Origin of the sequence: Croceibacterium xixiisoli (assembly GCF_009827305.1) — a bacterium.
GTDB lineage: Bacteria > Pseudomonadota > Alphaproteobacteria > Sphingomonadales > Sphingomonadaceae > Croceibacterium_C > Croceibacterium_C xixiisoli.
Genome location: NZ_WTYJ01000001.1, coordinates 622378 through 640266, shown reverse-complemented (window position 1 = coordinate 640266; position 17889 = coordinate 622378). Strand labels below are relative to the sequence as shown.

General features: G+C 63.0%; 17 protein-coding genes. 3 read left to right on the top strand and 14 right to left on the bottom strand.

Annotated elements, in window-relative coordinates; genetic code table 11:
* Positions 1-62: 62 nt before the first annotated feature.
* The 14 genes from GRI97_RS03095 to GRI97_RS03030 all read right to left on the bottom strand — a co-directional run bounded on the left by GRI97_RS03095 (position 63) and on the right by GRI97_RS03030 (position 15424).
* Positions 63-767, bottom strand: a complete 705-nt coding sequence (locus tag GRI97_RS03095) for a hypothetical protein (RefSeq protein ID WP_161389652.1) — start codon at positions 765-767, stop codon at positions 63-65.
* An 8-nt stretch (positions 768-775) separates the two neighbouring features.
* Entirely contained in the window at positions 776-1348 is a 573-nt protein-coding gene (locus GRI97_RS03090; RefSeq protein WP_161389651.1) for a sigma-70 family RNA polymerase sigma factor, read from the bottom strand.
* 308 nt (positions 1349-1656) lie between these two features.
* Positions 1657-2355 (bottom strand): response regulator transcription factor, encoded by a 699-nt coding sequence (locus GRI97_RS03085; protein ID WP_328598522.1) that lies wholly within the window; start codon positions 2353-2355, stop codon positions 1657-1659.
* Between the two features lie 287 nt (positions 2356-2642).
* Positions 2643-3359, bottom strand: a complete 717-nt coding sequence (locus GRI97_RS03080; protein ID WP_161389649.1) for a GGDEF domain-containing protein — start codon at positions 3357-3359, stop codon at positions 2643-2645.
* Between the two features lie 57 nt (positions 3360-3416).
* Positions 3417-4868 carry an ABC transporter permease subunit gene (locus GRI97_RS03075; protein WP_161389648.1) on the bottom strand — a complete coding sequence of 484 codons (1452 nt, stop codon included), beginning with the start codon at positions 4866-4868 and terminating at the stop codon, positions 3417-3419.
* 17 nt (positions 4869-4885) lie between these two features.
* Entirely contained in the window at positions 4886-6271 is a 1386-nt protein-coding gene (locus GRI97_RS03070; RefSeq protein ID WP_161389647.1) for an ABC transporter permease subunit, read from the bottom strand.
* 1 nt (position 6272) lies between these two features.
* Entirely contained in the window at positions 6273-6977 is a 705-nt protein-coding gene (locus tag GRI97_RS03065) for an ABC transporter ATP-binding protein (RefSeq protein ID WP_161389646.1), read from the bottom strand.
* A 2-nt stretch (positions 6978-6979) separates the two neighbouring features.
* Entirely contained in the window at positions 6980-9175 is a 2196-nt protein-coding gene (locus tag GRI97_RS03060; RefSeq protein WP_161389645.1) for a TonB-dependent receptor, read from the bottom strand.
* Positions 9176-9202: 27 nt separating this feature from the next.
* Positions 9203-10423, bottom strand: a complete 1221-nt coding sequence (locus tag GRI97_RS03055) for a PepSY-associated TM helix domain-containing protein (RefSeq protein WP_161389644.1) — start codon at positions 10421-10423, stop codon at positions 9203-9205.
* Positions 10424-10566: 143 nt separating this feature from the next.
* Positions 10567-11574, bottom strand: a complete 1008-nt coding sequence (locus GRI97_RS03050; RefSeq protein WP_377018695.1) for a S66 peptidase family protein — start codon at positions 11572-11574, stop codon at positions 10567-10569.
* Positions 11575-11712: 138 nt separating this feature from the next.
* Positions 11713-12666 (bottom strand): sulfate/molybdate ABC transporter ATP-binding protein, encoded by a 954-nt coding sequence (locus GRI97_RS03045; RefSeq protein WP_235917588.1) that lies wholly within the window; start codon positions 12664-12666, stop codon positions 11713-11715.
* A complete protein-coding gene (gene cysW, locus GRI97_RS03040; RefSeq protein WP_161389641.1) occupies positions 12663-13502 on the bottom strand; it encodes a sulfate ABC transporter permease subunit CysW in 840 nt (279 codons plus the stop codon). Before cysW ends, GRI97_RS03045 begins: the two co-directional genes overlap by 4 nt.
* Positions 13499-14344: a sulfate ABC transporter permease subunit CysT gene (gene cysT, locus GRI97_RS03035; protein ID WP_161389640.1), complete on the bottom strand. Its 846-nt coding sequence runs from the start codon at positions 14342-14344 to the stop codon at positions 13499-13501. The genes cysW and cysT overlap by 4 nt, the downstream gene beginning before the upstream one ends.
* Positions 14345-14401: 57 nt before the next feature.
* Positions 14402-15424, bottom strand: a complete 1023-nt coding sequence (locus GRI97_RS03030) for a sulfate ABC transporter substrate-binding protein (RefSeq protein WP_161389639.1) — start codon at positions 15422-15424, stop codon at positions 14402-14404.
* A gap of 381 nt (positions 15425-15805) precedes the next feature.
* Between GRI97_RS03030 and GRI97_RS03025 the strand changes: the two genes are divergently transcribed.
* From GRI97_RS03025 to GRI97_RS03015, 3 genes are all read left to right on the top strand, one after another.
* Positions 15806-16534 (top strand): gamma-glutamyl-gamma-aminobutyrate hydrolase family protein, encoded by a 729-nt coding sequence (locus GRI97_RS03025; RefSeq protein ID WP_202392560.1) that lies wholly within the window; start codon positions 15806-15808, stop codon positions 16532-16534.
* A 96-nt stretch (positions 16535-16630) separates the two neighbouring features.
* On the top strand, positions 16631-17026 hold the full coding sequence (locus GRI97_RS03020; protein ID WP_161389637.1) for a protocatechuate 4,5-dioxygenase subunit alpha: 396 nt from the start codon (positions 16631-16633) through the stop codon (positions 17024-17026).
* Positions 17023-17877: a class III extradiol dioxygenase family protein gene (locus GRI97_RS03015; protein ID WP_161389636.1), complete on the top strand. Its 855-nt coding sequence runs from the start codon at positions 17023-17025 to the stop codon at positions 17875-17877. Before GRI97_RS03020 ends, GRI97_RS03015 begins: the two co-directional genes overlap by 4 nt.
* The last annotated feature ends 12 nt before the right edge of the window (positions 17878-17889 follow it).

Here is a 17889-nt window from a genome sequence, read left to right as displayed (position 1 = left end):
GCGTCTGCTTGTTTGTCGCAATTTCCGGGTCAGCAGGTGATTCCCCCTGCTTCGAAGTTGCTCTAACGGCCGCGAATGCCCAGGCTGACCGTGGCGGAGGCTGTGCCCGAGGGGCCATAGACCATACCGAGGCGATCATCGTCCTGCACCGGGCCATAGACTTGTTCTGCAGGGGCGGCGTTGCCTGCCAGGGCAAATTCCCGGACATCGTCCCTGTGCCAGCCGCGTGCCAATTGCACGGGGGCCGCATCGTTGGATGGTGCCTGCGGCGCAGCAACCGCCCCAATGGCAACGGCTGCAGTCGGCGCCTCGGCAAGCTGAACCGGTTGCGCCTGCTGCTGATCCGCAGCGGCAGGTTGTGCGCGCGCCACCATCACAGGGGCGGTCATAGCAGGAGCAGCGATGGCGGGCGCAGGCGTGGCGAGGGGCTCTGCCGTCGGAGCCGATGCAGGCTCGACAATGGCCAGTTGCTCGCCATCAGGCCGGCTGCCCAATCGATCCGCTTTCGCCGGGCCGGTTGGGGCTTGCGCGAAAATCGCCAGCGCCAGGCTGGCCGCCATGGCCGCACCCGCCGAAAAGCCGGCCCAACGGCGACGGCGAACAGGCGCTGCCAGCGGCACGGCTCTGGCAGCGGATGCTACCGGAACATCCATCGGATCGCATTGCGGCAGATGGGCGGTCGACACGACAATCCGCCGCGCCAGATCGGCCGGAACCGGCGGATCCTTGCGCGCCGCCAGGAAGCTTTCGAGTTGCAGATCGGTCACGCCCGCATTCATGCGAACAGCTCCAGATCCTGGGCCAGCACCCCACCCTGCGTCAGCAGCACCGCCAGCTTCTTGCGCGCGCGGAACAGCAGCGATTCAAACGCCTTGATATCCAGTTGCAGGATTTCCGCCGCCATGCGGTTCGAATATTCTTCGTAATAAGTCAGCACAATGGCCGCGCGATGCGCATCGGAGAGTGCCCGCAGGCCGACCTCGATCATGTCGGCAATTTCGGCCTGGGCTGCGGTCCGGTCCGCCCCGGCTGCCGGGTCAGCCAGGTCGGGCGCCTCATCGGAGGACCAGCGCCCTCTCTGCCGCAAACGATCGAAACACAGATTGGCGCAAACCCGGCGCAGCCAGGCCGCCACGCCGGCGCCGCCACCGTTCCAGCGCGGCGCATTCTGCCACAATCTGGCGAAGCTGTCCTGGGCCACATCCTCCGCCTCGCTCGGGTCATGCAACATGCGATGGGCGGTGCGGTAGACGCGCGGCAAATGACGCTGAACCAGCGCGGTATAGGCAAAGACGTCGCCCCGCGCGATCCGCGCCATCAACTCATCATCGGGCAATTCTGGCGTCATAGGCCAACTCCGGCGAACCGAACGATCCCATCTGCTCACAGGGGCGGATCGACCAAAAATGCTATGGCGCGTGGAAGGCCGCCGTTGGGTAAAGATTGCGCAAGGACGGCGCAAATTAACCGACAAGATCGGCATCGGGGTGCCTGCGGGGCGCAAAAGGATCATGCCTGCGCCGTTCACCCAAGCCCCCTTCTGTTCTGCCCGAACCATGAAATGCGAACTCCAAGCTGCAATTCGCATTGCGTACCCCATCAATATCCCTGCACTTTTTCTGCATTTTTCAGCCGAAATGCAGAACGCATCGCGGATTACATTTTCTCGACACGGCTGGAAAACATGTAGCCTTCATTGCGAATGGTCTTGATCAGCTCGTTGTGTGAATGACCGTCCAGCTTGCGCCGCAGCCGGCTGATCTGCGTATCGATGGCCCGGTCATAGGCATCGCTATCCGGACCACGGGCGAAATCGAGCAGTTGATCGCGCGACAGCACCCGCTGCGGCCGTTCGACAAAGGCGCGCAACAGCGAGAATTCGCCATCGGACAGCGGAATGCGCGCGCCGCTGGGCGCATTGAGCGTGCGGCTGGCCACATTCATGCACCAGCCGGCGAAACGATAGACGCCCTCTTCCGAAGGGGAAGCAGGCTCGGCCATACGGGTGATACGGCGGCGTACGGCGCGGATGCGGGCCAGCAGTTCGCGCAGCGACACCGGCTTGGCCAGATAGTCATCCGCCCCCGCCTCCAGCCCGACGATCCGGTCGATATCGCTGGCCAGCGCCGACAGCATGATCACCGACATGCTGCCCTGATTGGACAATTCGCGCACGATCGACAGCCCGTCACCGCCGGGAACCAGCACATCGACGATCACCACATCGGGGGAAACATCCGCAATCAGACCGCGCACCGCAGCAGCGCTATCGGCCTCGAACACCGAAAACCCATGAAAATCGAGAAATTCGCCGATGGCGAAACGGGTATCGCCATCGCCATCCACGATCAGCACCTTGCCCAAGCAGTTGCGTTTCGGATCGATGGAAAGCACCCCCGAAACAGGCGAGGCCAGGAAAGAAGCAGGCGCAAGTGATGCCGCCTCTCCATCGATAATTTGCTGATTTTTCATCGTTTCGGTCACATCCACCAGCCTGTGTTGCACAGATTCCGCGCCAGCTGGCTCACCCTTGGGTCAGCAATCGACGGCACGGTCAGGGCGTTAACGGCGGGCCGGATGAAACCCTTCGCCATGATGTGAAAAAATCTGGCGCGACGCCACGCCGGGGGGATGCAAGCCGATCAGTTGGACAGGATCACCTGATTGCGGCCGTTGTGTTTGGCCTGATACATGGCATTGTCCGCCAGCCGCAAACTGTCGCGGACCTTGTCCATCGGGTCCATGCGGGTCACCCCGATACTGACACTGAGCGGTATGGAATTTCCCAGCCGATCGGTCAAATCGGCCTGCTCGATCCGCTGGCGGATGCGCTCCGCGATCATAATGGCATCCTGTTCCGTCATGCCGGACAGATAGATGCCGAATTCTTCCCCACCGAGGCGACCGATCGGATCCTCCGTCCGTACCACCTGCCGCATGATGCCGACGATCGACTGCAGGGCGTCATCGCCCGCCTCATGCCCGAAACGATCGTTGATCGATTTGAAGTGGTCGGCGTCGACCAGCAGCAACCACCCGTCACCACCCGCATGGCGCCGCTTCACATGATCGAGAAAGGCACCCCGGTTCAGGACCTGGGTCAGCGAATCCGACATCGCGATCCGGCCCAGTTTTTCATGCGCCACCACCAGTTCAGCATGCAATATCCGCAGCCGTTCCCCCTGATGGATCAGCTTGTGGGCCACGAAGAAAGAGGTCACGCCCGAACACAACAGGGCGAAAATCCAATAGGGCAAGGGAATGCCCAGCCCCGGCAGGCGCGTCATCACCGACATCGGAATCAGGGTTACCGTTACGGAAAAGGCGGTCCAGAGCCAGATACGCTGCGTTGGTGACATGATGTCGGGTTAGCCTGACGGAGTGTACAGGACGTAAACCCGCCGAAAACCGGCGTTTCACGCGACTGTATATCTCCGCAGGCGCCAGCACCCCAGAACGCCGGCGACCAGGGCGCAGAGGGCCATGACGGCGACATACCAGCCCAAAGCCCGCGCTGCGCCACGCCGATCATGGGGCGGGGCCTGCCAACGGGGCAGATTTTCCAGATCGGGCCGCGTGATGGCCACTCCGTTCATGATCAGCGGTTCGAACCGGGCGCGCCAGCCATCGTGAAACTGGCTGACATCCTGCCGGAAGGTCAGATAGCGCTGGCCATCGGTGCCGGCGAGCACGGTCAGCCCTTCATAGGCGAGCACAGCCGGCGAAAGGAAAGACAGCCGGTCCGCAGCCGCCTGCTGCCCGGCCAGCGACTGGTCGAAACCGTCGAGCAGGCCATCAACCCGCTTGTCCATATCCCGTCGGGCGAGGAAACTGGCCATGGTACGCGCCGGAATTTCGATCTTCCCGTCCTTCGCCTGCAGCGATTCCGGCTCGTCGATATAGCGGTAATCGCCGCTGAACAGATCATCGTAACGGCGCAGATTGTCCGCCTGGATGGCCCGGGTCTGGATCGACAGTTCCGTGCGTGACGGCGCTGGATGCAGCCGCTCCACCAGCAGGTTGAGCATGACCGGCATCACCAGCACGAGTATTGTCCAGCCGGCGATCAGCATCAGGGCATTGGCGGATGACGATCGCCGCAGCGTGTTGATGGCAAAGGCCAGCGCAAACCAGAACAGGCCATAGGCCAGCACCAACGCTGCCCAGCCGAACAGCAACCACCCAGCGCCCCAGGCCTCTGACCGGAAGGCAAGCAGCAGCAGGATCGGCAGCAATGCGGCGACAGCCAGCAATGGTGCGGCGCGCGGGATCAGCTTTCCCAAGGCGAGCGTGCCGAGCCCGAGTGGCTGCGACAGCAGCATGCGTTCGGTGCCGCTTTCCCGCTCTGACGACAGCAGGTTGAAGGTCAGCGCAAAGATCAGCAGCGGCAGCAGGAACACGATGACGAAGGACAGATCGAAATGGCCGCTGAGCAGGTTCCATGGGCTTTCGATTTCACTGTCATACATGAATTCGACTTTGCTGCGGGTGCCGATGCGATAGGAATTGGGCATCATGTCCGACTGGCCAATCGCGATCGGCGCCAGCGCGGCACTCGGCAGCACCGCCTGACGACCGGAACCATTGCCGGCGATGGCCGGGTTCGCCGGATTGTTGAACGGGCTCGGCAATTCCTGCCCGCTGGCGATCCGATCAAACCTTTCGAGCTGCGAACGGCCGGCCTTCGCCTCTGCCTGCAGCACGGATTCCACCATGGCATCGCGCGTGCGCACTTCGGCCAGGCCATTGGCAAAGCCATAGGTGATCAGCGCCACCAGCAGGCCCAGCACCAGCAGCAGCGATCGGTCGGCGATCAGCATGCGCCATTCCTGCCGCACGACCAGCGCCAGCGTTCCGCGCCTCGACATGCTTGTTGGTCCTTCGATCATGCCGACAACCGCCGCGTCACAGCGGTACGCGCGAAGAGGAGGCTGGCGAGAAAGATCGCGATCAGCACGGCGAGGCTGAGCCAATGTTTCCGCAGCGCGAAGCCCACGCCTGGCGGATCATAAGTGAAGCGCGGCACCTTGGCCCAGAGCTCGGGTCCAGCCTTGTAGCTGAAATGGCGATCGCCCAGCGGATCGGCATGTTCGATCAGATCGTGGCTGACCACTTCCTGCAACAAGCGACGCTGTTTTTCCGCCTGGTTCGAAAAATGGCGATGGTGGGAGAAGTCCGTGCCGGAAACGGCCATCGAAAAGGCCCGCAAAGCCACGACCGGCGCGACCACACCGGCCGCCTCCTGCAATTTCTGCTGCCGCTCGAACGTGTCCCACAGCCGGCCGAAATGATCATCGAGCACGCCGTAACCGGAATGGTCATCCACCTGCAGGGCCTTGCCCCATTGACTCAGCGGCAGCTTGGGATCCCAGGCGGACGACACATTGAAATTGCGCATCCATTCCTTTTCGGACGCGCCATCCAGATCCGCCGACAAGGCCTCATCGAAACCGACCCGCGACGGGCTGGGGAAAGTCCGGGTCGCGACATCGGCAATGGTGCGCGGCGCGATCAGCACAGCGCCGATCCACAGCGCCAACAGCACGAACAGCGCGGTGCGCGAATGGCGACACATGGCCGAAACGCCCAGCACGATGAAGATCACGGCGCCAAGATACAGCGCATAGCCAAGGCACAGCAGCGCGAACCGCAGCAACACATCGCCGCTGGCCCCGCCCGCCAAGGCGCCCAGCGCCAGCAGGGCGCCCGGCACGATCAGCACGCCCAGCGCCAGGACGAGCGCGAGCGCCTTCCCCCACATCAATTGCCGCCCCGCCACGCCCATGCTGAGCAACTGGCGCAACGTGCCCTGTTCGCGTTCGGTGGCAAAGGCGCTGAAGCCCAGGATGATGATCAGCAGCGGGGCCAGCACCTGCACGATCCAGGCCGGTGACAGATTGCCGAAGCGCTTGAGCCCGGTGGCATCCTGCGCAGGGCGGAACTTGGTTTCGCCCTGCCGGTGCGCCTGCAACCAGATGGTTGACCCGACGAAGGGATCGATGCCGGGATCGATGATGCTGAGCGGCGGCGATGGCTTGAACACATGCATGCCCTGGTCGGCGGCATTGTGCGGATGGCGTGGCCCCTGATTGAGCCAGGCGTCATAATCCAGTTCCTGGCTGGCGACGCGCTCGGCCTGCACGGCCGCCTGCTGCTGCCAGCCGAGCAGGACGGATGTGATCAGCAGCACGACCATCAGGCCGCCCGCCCAGATCATCCGCCCGTCGCGGACGAATTCGCGGAATTCCTTGCGCGCAATCAGCCCCAGCATGTCAGTCCCTCATATGCTGGAGGTAAAGCGCCTCCAGATCATTGTGGCTGACATCGGCGCTGTCGAGTTCGCTCATCAGATTGCCGCGCTTCATGATGCCGACGCGGGTGCCGGTCTGCTTGGCATGGAACAGATCATGCGTGGTAGTCAGGATCGCCACCCCGCGTTCCTGCGCGCGCACCAGCAATTGGGAAAATTCATTGGCGGCGGACGGATCGAGGCCGGAGGTCGGCTCATCGAGCAGCAGGGCGCGGGCATTCTTGGCTAGGGCAATGGCAATGCCGACCTTCTGCCGCATCCCCTTCGAATAATTCGACACGCGCCGGTCCACCGCATCGGCAGGCAGGCCGGCCTCTGCCAGCAGCGCGACCAGATGATCCTTGGGCTGGCGCTGCCCGGTGGCGAGCGCAGCGAAATAATCGAGATTTTCCAGGCCCGTAAGCATGCCATAGAGCATGACCTGTTCGGGAATATAGGCGACATCCCGCTTGGTATCGATCGGCGCACTCGCGACATCGCGACCGTTGATCCACACCGACCCGGAAGTGGGCTGATGAAAATTGAGGAACAGATTGATCAGCGTGGTCTTCCCGGCGCCATTGGCGCCGAGAAGACAATAGATTTCGCCGGCCTCGACACGCAGTGACACGCCGTTCAGCGCGCGATTGGGGCCGAATTCCTTGGTGACGTTGACGGCTTCGAGCATGATCAGAACTTCGTCTGGAAGGTGACATCGACGGTACGGGGCGCACCGATATAGACGCTGCTGGTCCCTGCCCGTTCGATATAGAGGCGATCGGTCAGGTTACGGCCGCGCACGGTGAGTTCGCCGAAGCTGAAGCGATAGCCGATGGACGCGTCAAAGATGGTGTATCCATCCACGCGAACCAGATTGGCCGTATCGCCGAAGGTACTGCCCTGGTTGCGCAGACCGGCCGTCAGCTTGAACGGCACCTGTGGGAATTCATAGACCGCAAACAGGTTGATGATTCGTTCGGCCACATTGGGCGGCGTGTTGCCTGCCCGGTTGACGCCGCCGGCTTCCAGCAATTCATCATATTTCGCGTCGATCAGCGACACATTGCCGTCGATGCGGAATTGCGATGTGAGCGCAGCGGAAAAGGCCAGCTCCGCCCCATAGGTGGACTGGGAACCACCCTGGATCGCAATGGTCGGATCGATCGGATCACGCGTGATGATGTCGTCTTCACGGATCCAGAACCCCGACAGGGTAACGCTGACCTTGTCGTTGAGGAAGGAGCTTTTGACCCCGCCCTCTATCGTTTCGCCCTTGGTCAGTTCGAATTTCGAATTGGCCAGGTTGAGCAGCACCAGCGTGCCAACCGGTGCAGCCGAACGCGAATATTGGGCATAGAGCTGCGTCTTGTTCGCCAGATCATAAACCAGGCCAGCGCGGTACGAGAATGGGTTGTAGCTGGTTTCAAAGCTGCTGAAATTGACGGGATTGTAATCCGTGATCGTGCGCAGCAGCGACATATCCTCGTAACGGCCGCCCAGCACGAACAGCAGCTTGTCCGTGATGTTGAAGGCGTTTTCAGCGAACACCGCGTCGATTTTGATCAATGCCCCGGCATCGGTGAAATTCCCCGCGCCGACAAAGGTTTTCTTGTCGATTTCGGGGAAAAGACCGGGGTCAAAATCATAAGGGTCCACCGGCACGCTCTGACCAAAGCGGCGGATGCTCGTATGTTCGTTCTCGCTGTGCTCAGCCCCGATCAGGAACCGGTTGCGATTGCCGAACAGATTGCCGTCGGAAGAAAGCGCCAGACGTTCATGCCAGAAGGCTAGCGGATTGAGGATGTAGGTCGCACGCCGGGCAATGCGGGGTGCGCCGGATCCGGTGAGTGAGAAGCTGTATCCTTCCGCATCGCGCCAGAGGCGTTCGCCGCCATTGTAGGACAGATCATTGCGCAGCGACCAGACGTCGTTGATCTGCCAGTTCAATTGGGAGCGGAACCAGGTGCTGTGCGAAATGACCTTCGCGTCATCATACTGCAGATTGGTGTTGCGCAGTGCCAGATCGAGCACCCGGCCATTGGGGGTGGAAATCAGATCGCTGGGATCGCGCGCCACACCGGTCGAAACCAGCGGCGTACCCCAATAAATGGCACCATCATCTTTCCAGAAATATTCCGCCGCCACAAACAGGCTGAGCCGATCGGTCGGCTGGAACATGATGCCCAGATTGGCGGACAGGCTTTCCGCCTCCGCGCGATCGATCAGACCGTCGGTTCCCGCATAGCTGACCACGGCCCGCACCCCGACCTGTTCGCTGAGCGGCAGGTTCACATCGCCCGCGACGCGGAAGGTGTTCAGGCTGCCATATTGCGCGATCCCTGCCACTGCGGCGCGATCCAGCATCGGTTTCTTGGGGACGAAATTGATCGAACCGCCGACTGCGCCTTCCCCGTAAAGAACCGAGGACGGTCCCTTGAGAATTTCTATCCGGTCAAACGCGAAGCTGTCGTAATTGCGCGATGTCATGGTGGACGGCTGATGCACGCCATCATAGTTCTGCGACACGGAATTGCCGCCAAAACCACGCATCGACACGGTGCCCGGCGAGCCGCCGGTATCGATTGCCGTAACGCCCGGCGCGCTGTTGAGCGCTTCGTTGGAGGTGCGCAGGCCACGTTCGAGGAAGCGTTCCTGGGTCAGCACGTCGATGGTGGCTGGGGTTTCTCGGACGGTCAGGCCAAGGCGAGAACCCGTTTCGGATTTGCTGTCGAGCGCAATCTCCCGCGCGCCGAGCACGATGATGGCCGCATCATCTTCCTCCGCCTGCGCAGTGCTGCTCTGCCCCAGGGCAGGCATGGCCAATGCGGCGGAACTCAGGGCGGTGGCGGTCAACAGGGTGCGCACGCCGAAGCGGGTATTGGTCAAGGAAATCACTCCAGATTCAGGCCAGATTTAGGATTTTGCGGTGCGGCGTGCCGCAGCGGCAGCAGTGCTGCGCTTGTATGCAGAGAGCCGGGAAGCCTTGCCGCGCCAGCGGATCACGCCGGTCACGAACAGGATCAGTGGAAACAGCCCGATCAGGGCCACCAGCGCGCGCCCCCCGATGCCGAGGGCCTGGCCGCTGTGCAGCGGGTAGAACAGGTTGAGGATGCGGTTGGACGCCGTGCCCTGCGTTTCGCGCTGCACCGCCAGCACCCGGCCATCATATTGGTCGAGCCAGACATAGCTCTTGGGAAAGCGGCGATTGAGTTCACCCGGATCGCGGAAACGGATGGCGTAGGGCGCGGTTTCCTCTGCCGGCACCTGCACCCAGCGGATATCGACCCCGGGCATATCCTGCCGCACGATCGCCAATGCGCGATCCAGCGGGATGCGCGGGCGGCCCAGTGCGGGCGAGGATTCAGGCTCGGGCGATTTTTCGATCGGAGAAAATGCGCTGAGGATCGGTTTCACCTGATCGGGCAGGCTCATCGCCGCAGCGGTCGCCAGGATCAGCAGCAGGAACACTGCTCCCACCACCCCGGACAGGCGGTGGACATCATAGATCTTGCGTTCGGAGGTGCCGTTGGCGTGATATTTGAGGCGCGCGGCGACATTGCGGCCGGAACGCCACCACAGCACGATGCCAGCGATCATCATGACCATCAGCGACAGCGCGACGATGCCCATGAAGGTCGCGCCGGAACGGCCCATCAGCAGGCGGTAATGCAGTTCATAGACCCAGGTGGAAACCGTGCTGCCCCATTCGACATCATGCACCACCTGCAGCGTGGCCGGGTCGAGCGTGACCATCCGGTTGGGGCTGCCACGCCGGCCATAGCGGCTGGTGATGACGCCGCCGTCTTCGGGCAGTTCGATGTTCCAGCGCCCTTCAGCGGGCGAACCGACCTTGCTCAGGGCCTGATACACCGCCTCATAGCTTTCCGGCTGCACCCCAGGTGAGAGGCGCAGGGGCGCGATCGTGGCACGTTCGATTTCGGGATAGAAGGCGAGATAGCTGCCCGTAAGACCGCAGATGACGAGGATAATGCCGAGAGTCAGCCCGGCCCATTTGTGGAGCTGCGCAACAAACGACGTCTGCTGTGGGTTCTTGCGCTTGGGCTTTGCGTCACGCGCCGTTGCCGGGCGCGGAGCTTCGACCAGCTCACCGCCGCCCTTCTGATCCCCGAACATGCGCAACCCCCAATCGACCCCATGGGGCCACCAGAAGCCGCCCCGTCCGCAGGCGTGATTGCAATGTGGGAGATGTCCAACAACGTAAATTACCGTAAAAGACGGCGTTAACAGGGGTTACAGGCGGTGTTTCAGCCCGCCGGTCAGCGAACCACCGGTTCGAGCAGGCGGATCGTCCCTGCCGTCGCATCCATTTCCACCTGCGCACCGAACGGCAGACTCAGCTGATTGCTCAGATGGCCGATATTGGCACCGCTGAAGGCAGGAATGCCGAGCGGGGCAAAGTACTGTCCGAACAGCTGCGGCAGGGTGAAGCCGATATAATCGCCCACCCCGGAACTGCAGCGCGTGCACTGGCCGAACACCACGCCGGAAAGCCGCCTCAGCACGCCCGACAGCGCCAGCTGGCTGAGCATGCGGTCCACCCGATATTCCGCCTCCGCCACATCTTCCAGAAACAGGATCGCACCATCGAAATCGGGCAGCCAGGGGGTGCCCATCAGCGTGGTCAGCACGGTCAGATTGCCGCCGAGCAGGCGCCCGCTGGCCAGCCCCGGCCGAATGGTGGTGACCGGCAGATCGCCGGTGGAAACCCCTGCGTCACCCGCACCGAGCAGCGGGGTTTCGCCGGTGAAGGCCAGGCGCCACAGGCTTTCCCAGCTGGTTTTCAGCCAGCGCCCGGAGGCATTGGGCGCATGGATGGTCGGGAAACCCGCACGACGGGCAAAGGCGAGATGGAGCGCGGTGATGTCGCTATAGCCGATCAGCAGCTTGGGGTTCGACCGGATCAGATCCCAGTCGAGCAGCGGCAACAGCCGGGCACAGCCCCAGCCGCCGCGAATGGCGAAGATACCGCGCACCTCCTCATCGGCGAACATCGCGTGGATATCATCGGCGCGCTGCTGATCGGTGCCGGCGAGATAGCCGTGGCGTTCCAGCACATGGCGGCCCATCTTCGGCACCAGCCCCATGCCGGTGATGGTGTGGCGGATCGCATCGAGCGCAGCGGCATCATCGCTGAAACCGGCCGGGGCGATCAGCCCGACCGTATCACCCAAGCGCAGGCGGGGCGGAAGGCGCGTGCCGCGCGCCATCGCCGGAGCGCCGCCCAGCACCAAAGGCAGGGCACCCGCCAAGGCGATCCCGCCCATTTCCCGTATTGCCGATCGTCTGCTGAGCATCGGCATGGGTCATAGGCAGGGCGCGGCCGGGTGGGAACCGGTTTTAGCCTGTTGTGGTGCCAGGCTGAGAGCGGCACCAGTCTTCGCTGGTGCGACGGGAGGTGAAGATCAGCCGGTGAAATTGCTGGCCCGGATCGGGCGGACGTGGATGGTACTACCCGTTTCCGGAGCAGCCTGAGCAGCATCCAGATCCAATTCCACCAGCGTGTCGGTGCCCTGCAGCATGCCTTCGATCCGCCATACGCCGCCCTTGCGGAAGACATTGTCGACCACCACGGCATGGCCGCCATCGGTGGTGATCTCCAGATCATGCGGGCGCACATGCACGCCGCCGGGCAGAACGGTGTTTTCCCCCACGAAGCTGGCCACGAAGGGCGTGGCCGGCTGCGTATAGACCTGTTCGGGCGTGCCGATCTGTTCGATGGCGCCCTTGTTCAACACCACCACGCGGTCGGCCAGTTCCAGCGCCTCTTCCTGATCATGGGTCACGAAAATCGAGGTCAGCCCCATCTGGCTGTGCAGTTCGCGCAGCCAGCGGCGCAGATCCTTGCGCACCTTGGCATCCAGCGCGCCGAAGGGTTCATCCAGCAGCAGCAGTTGCGGCTGGATCGCCAGGGCGCGGGCCAGGGCCACGCGCTGCCGCTGACCGCCGGACAATTGCGCTGGATACCGATCGCCCAGCCCCTCCAGATGCACCAGCCGCAGCAATTCATCCGCGCGTTCGCGCCGTTCGCGGGCGGAGGGGCGTTCCCCGCGCTTGCGCACAGAGAGGCCGAAGGAGACATTGTCCGCCACCTTCATATGGCGGAACAGCGCATAGTGCTGGAACACGAAGCCCACGCCGCGCTCCGCCACCGGCCTGTCGGAGACATCTTCCCCGTCGAACCGGACCACGCCCGAATCCTGGAATTCCAGACCCGCGATCACGCGCAGCAGCGTGGTCTTGCCCGAACCCGAAGGACCGAGCAGCGCGACGAATTCGCCCTTTGCGATCTGCAGGTCCACTCCGCCAAGGGCGGCAAATCCACCGAACTGCTTGCGGATATTTTCAACGCTGATCAATGTCTTGCCCCCGCGTGGTGGAGATTGAAACGCCATTCGAGCACGGTCTTGATCACCAGTGTCACCAGCGCGAGGCCGGCCAGCAGCGATGCGACGGCAAAGGCGCCCACGAAATCATATTCATTGTACAGGATTTCCACATGCAGCGGCATGGTGTTGGTGATGCCGCGAATATGGCCCGACACCACCGAAACGGCGCCGAATTCGCCCATCGCCCGCGCATTGCACAGCAATACGCCGTAAAGCAGCGCCCAGCGGATATTGGGCAGCGTCACATGCCAGAAGGTCTGCCACCCACTGGCGCCCAGGGAAATCGCCGCCTCCTCATCTTCCTTGCCCTGTTCCATCATCAATGGGATCAGTTCGCGCGCGACGAAGGGGAAGGTGATGAACACCGTGGCCAGCACGATGCCCGGCACGGCGAAGATGATGCGCACATCATGTTCGGCCAACCAGGGCCCAAGATAGCCATTGGCGCCGAACAGCAGCACGAAAATCAGGCCGGATACCACCGGGGAAACGGAAAAGGGCAGATCGATCAGCGTGATCAGGAAACCCTTGCCGCGAAAATCGAACTTGGTGATCGCCCAGCTGGCCGCCACCCCGAACACCATGTTCAACGGCACGCTGATGGCCGCGACGATCAGCGTCAGCCGGATGGCCGCCAGCGCATCGGGCGTGCTGACCGCTTCGGCGAAATCGTCGAAGCCTTCCTTCAAAGCCTCCGAAAACACCGCGAACAGCGGCAGCAGGATGAAGAGCGCCAGGAACAGAAGCGCGATGGTGATCAGGGCCGCACGTGCGAAGCGGCTTTCGCTGACGGGATTGCGGTTCATGCGCCCATCCTCCGCCGGCTGGCGACCTGCGACAGATTGATCCCCAGCAGCACGCCGAAGGATACCAGCAGCATGACCACGGCAATCGCCGTGGCGCCGTCGTAATTATATTGTTCGAGCTGGGTGACGATCAGCAGCGGCGCGATTTCGGTGCTGCCCTGGATATTGCCGGCGATGAAGATCACCGATCCATATTCGCCAACGCCGCGCGCAAAGGTGAGCGCGAAGCCGGTCAGCAGCGCCGGGCCGATGGCCGGCAGGATGACGCGGCTGAAGGTCTGCCACCGGCTGGCGCCCAGCGTGGCGGCGGCTTCTTCCACATCGCGGCCCAGATCCGCCAGCACCGGTTCGACCGAGCGGACCACGAAGGGCAGGCCGATGAAGATCAGCGCGATGGTGATGCCGATCGGGGTGAAGGCGATACGAATGCCCAGCGGATCGAACAGCTGGCCGATCCAGCCATTGGGGGCATAGATTGCGGTCAGCGCGATGCCCGCCACCGCTGTCGGCAGGGCGAAGGGCAGATCGACGATGGCGCCGACCAGCCGCTTGCCGATGAAGTCATAGCGCACCAGCACCCAGGCCACGACCACGCCGAAGATGGCATTGACCACGCCCGCCGCCGCCGCCGTGCCGAAGCTGAGGCGATAGGCCTCCAGCGCGCGGGGGGAGAGGCCCACGGCGATGAATTGTTCGAGGCCCATATGCGCCGAACGCAGGAAGATCGTCGCCAGCGGGATCAGCACGATGATGCTGAGCCACAGCGCGCTGATCCCGAAGGTCAGGCCGAAGCCGGGTATGACATTGCGGCGGCGCGGCGGCCGGACGGGCGGGCTGGTCATCTGCAGTGGCCTGCTTGAAAGCGTGAACGGGGTATCAGCGGTGCAGCGGAAGAAGCATCACTTCCGGGCAGAAATACGGTCGAACACCCCGCCATCGTCAAAGAACCGCTTTTGCGCAGCGGTCCAGCCGCCAAAGGCGCTGTCGATCGTGACCAGTTCGAGTTCCGGGAACTGATCCTTGAACTGCGCGGCCACTTCCGGATTGCGCGGGCGATAATAATTGCGGGCAATCGCGGTTTGCGCTTCGGGCGTGTAGAGATATTCGAGATAGGCCTGCACCACCGCTTCGGTGCCGTGCTTCTTGGCATTCTCCGTCACCACCGCAACCGGCGGTTCGGCCAGCACGGAAATCGACGGCACAACGATATCGAACTTGCCTTCGCCCAGTTCGTTGACGGCCAGAAACGCCTCATTCTCCCACGCGATCAGCACGTCACCAATGCCGCGTTCGGCGAAGGTGGTCGTCGATCCACGCGCGCCGCTGTCCAGCACCGGAACCTGGGCATAGAGCTGGCGGACATATTGTTCGGCCGCCGCATCGCTGCCGCCGGCCTTCTTGCCATAGGCCCATGCGGCCAGGAAATTCCACCGCGCACCACCGCTGGTCTTGGGGTTGGGGGTAACCACCTGAATGCCCGGCTTCAGCAGATCGGCCCAGTCGCGAATCCCCTTCGGATTGCCCTTGCGCACCAGGAACACGATGGTCGAGGTATAGGGGGAAGAATTGTCCGGCAGGGCAGCCTGCCATTGCGCCGGCAGACGCTTGGTCCGCTCGGCGATCACATCGATATCATAGGCAAGCGCGAGGGTGACGACATCGGCATCCAGCCCGTCGATCACCGATCGGCTCTGCTTGCCCGAACCGCCATGGCTCATGCGGAAAGACACGGTTTCGCCGGTCTTCGCCTTCCAGTCGGCGGCAAAGGCGGGGTTGATGGCCTGATAGAGTTCGCGCGTCGGATCGTAGGAAACATTGGTGATGACGGTGCCGGCTTCCGCATCATTGCCGCCCGAACAGGCGGCCAGTGCGGGAACCATGGCCAGGGCAAGACCGGCAGCGATCAGTTTGTGAAAATTCATCCATCACCTTCCATGGTGCCGAGGAGTTCGGCCAGGGCGCGCGGCATCAGTATCTCGACCGTTTTGATTGACAAATCAATTTTTACTTCATGCCCGCGTAGCAGGGGCCTGAAGCGACCGTGGATGCGCGTTGGGCAGGGAAATTCCCGGTGTGAAGCCCGGTTATCGCCGGTCACTCAGCCTATGTACAGCCAAGCTGCTCCAAGGTCACGCCGATGCCCGCAAACGGCAGGTCACATCCGGGCTGAAAGCTGGACTTGGCAAAGGACAATGCTTTATCTATCGTTTTGATAGACAAATGGCGGTAGCACCAGAATCGTGCTGGCCGCACCTCTTTCCAGACCACTGGAGAAGCGGTAGCCGGCTGAGATGGAGTTTGGGATGAGCTTGCGCCCCCTGGTAGGTATCATGTGCTGCAATGAATTCGCCCAGCGGCCGGTGCAGGCTGTTGCGACGCGTTTCATAGAGCCGGTTGCCCGCTACAGCGGCGCCATCCCGGTGCTCGTGCCGGCCCTGCCCGATTCCTTCGAAGCAGCGGCGCTGGCCTCGCGGCTCGATGGCCTGCTGCTGACAGGATCGCGATCCAATGTCGCGCCGCATCGCTATGGCAGCGCCTGCGAGATCGAACGCCCGTTCGACGAACGCCGGGACGAAGCCGCGTTCCGCCTGGCCAGCCACATGATCGAAAAGAACCGCCCGGTGTTCGGCATCTGCCGCGGCATGCAGGAACTCAACGTGCTCTATGGCGGCACGCTGACCTGCGGCCTGGGCGGCGATCACCATGGCGGGGACATCGATTACGAGGATCAGTTCGCCAATCGCCACGGCGTGGAACTGGTGGCCGGTGGGCATCTGGCCGCCGATGTGCCGAACCTGCGGATCGATGTCACATCCGTCCATCAGGAAGGGGTCGATCGGCTCGGCACGGGGCTGCGCGCCGAAGCCTTCGCTTTGGATGACGGGCTGGTGGAAGCCTTTGCCGCCCCGTCCGAACCGGTGCTGGCGGTGCAATGGCACCCCGAATGGCAGGTGGACAAATGCCGCAACGGCCAGCGGTTTTTCGGCCTGCTCGGCAATGCCCTGGCCGGGGAATTGCGCCTGCCGTCCTGAGATCTTGCCGGTTCCGGCGTGATTTGATCTGCCGCAATGCAGGGCGCAGCCACGCGCCATAGTCTTTCTCCATGGGCTGAGGAGAAAGGCCGAACCATGACTATTGCAGCAGCAGCGGCGGGGCAGCGCGCCCCTGCCCGAACCATTCCCGGCACCCCGATCTTCGACGGGGATGCGGCCCAGCGCGGTTATCCGCTCAACGCCATGTGCTTTTCCTTCAACAGCGAAAGCAACCGCATGGCGTTCCGCGCCGACGAGGCGGGCTACATGGACCGCTTCGGCCTGAGCGAAGACCAGCGCCGCGCCGTGCGCAGCCGCGATGTGCCCGGGCTGATCGCGGCCGGGGGCAATGTCTATTACCTGGCCAAGCTGGCGGGGATCTTCGGCCTCAATGTGCAGGATCTGGGCGCGCTGCAGACCGGCATGAGCGTGGAGGAATTCCGCGCCGTTTTGCTGTCCCACGCGGTCACGGACCGGAGGGTGGCGGCATGAGCGATATCGTCGGCGGCATCTTCACCAGCCATGTGCCCGGCATTGGCCTGGCCATCGCGCGCGGGCAACAGCAGGATCCCTATTGGAAGCCCTTCTTCGATGGCTTCGCGCCGATCCACCGCTGGCTGGCGCAGACGCGGCCCGATGTGGCGGTGGTGTTCTACAACGACCACGGGCTCAACTTCTTCCTGGACCAGATGCCCACCTTCGCCATCGGCGCCGCGGCAGATTACCAGCATGAGGATGAAGGATGGGGCCTGTCCGGCTTCAAGCCCTTCACCGGCGCGCCGGATCTGTCATGGCATATCATCGAAACCGTGGTGGAACAGGAATTCGATCCGGTCACCTGCCAGTCCATGCTGCTCGACCATGCCGTGGCCGTACCCTTCGAACTGTGCTGGCCCGACACCGATGCCTGGCCGGTGAAGGTGGTGCCGATCTCCCTCAACACCGTGCAGCACCCCCTGCCCAGCCCGCGCCGCGCGCTGGAACTAGGCCGCGCGGTGGGGCGTGCCATCGAAAGCTGGACCGGCCCCGAACGCGTGGTGGTGATGGGGACAGGCGGATTGTCCCACCAGCTCGACGGTGAACGGGCCGGGCATATCAATGTCGACTATGACAAGTTCTGCCTGCGCAATCTGGCCCCCGATCCCGAGGCCATGCTGCAGCATGACACGCTCGACATCGTGGAACTGGCCGGCAGCCAGGGCGTGGAGATCCTCAACTGGCTGGCCGCACGCGGCGCCATGCGCGGATCGGTGCGTGAACTGGCGAGCAATTACCACGTCCCGATTTCCAACACCGCCGCCGCCACCGTACTGCTGGAAAACAGCGCGATGGTGCGGGCTTAGGCCCATTCAATC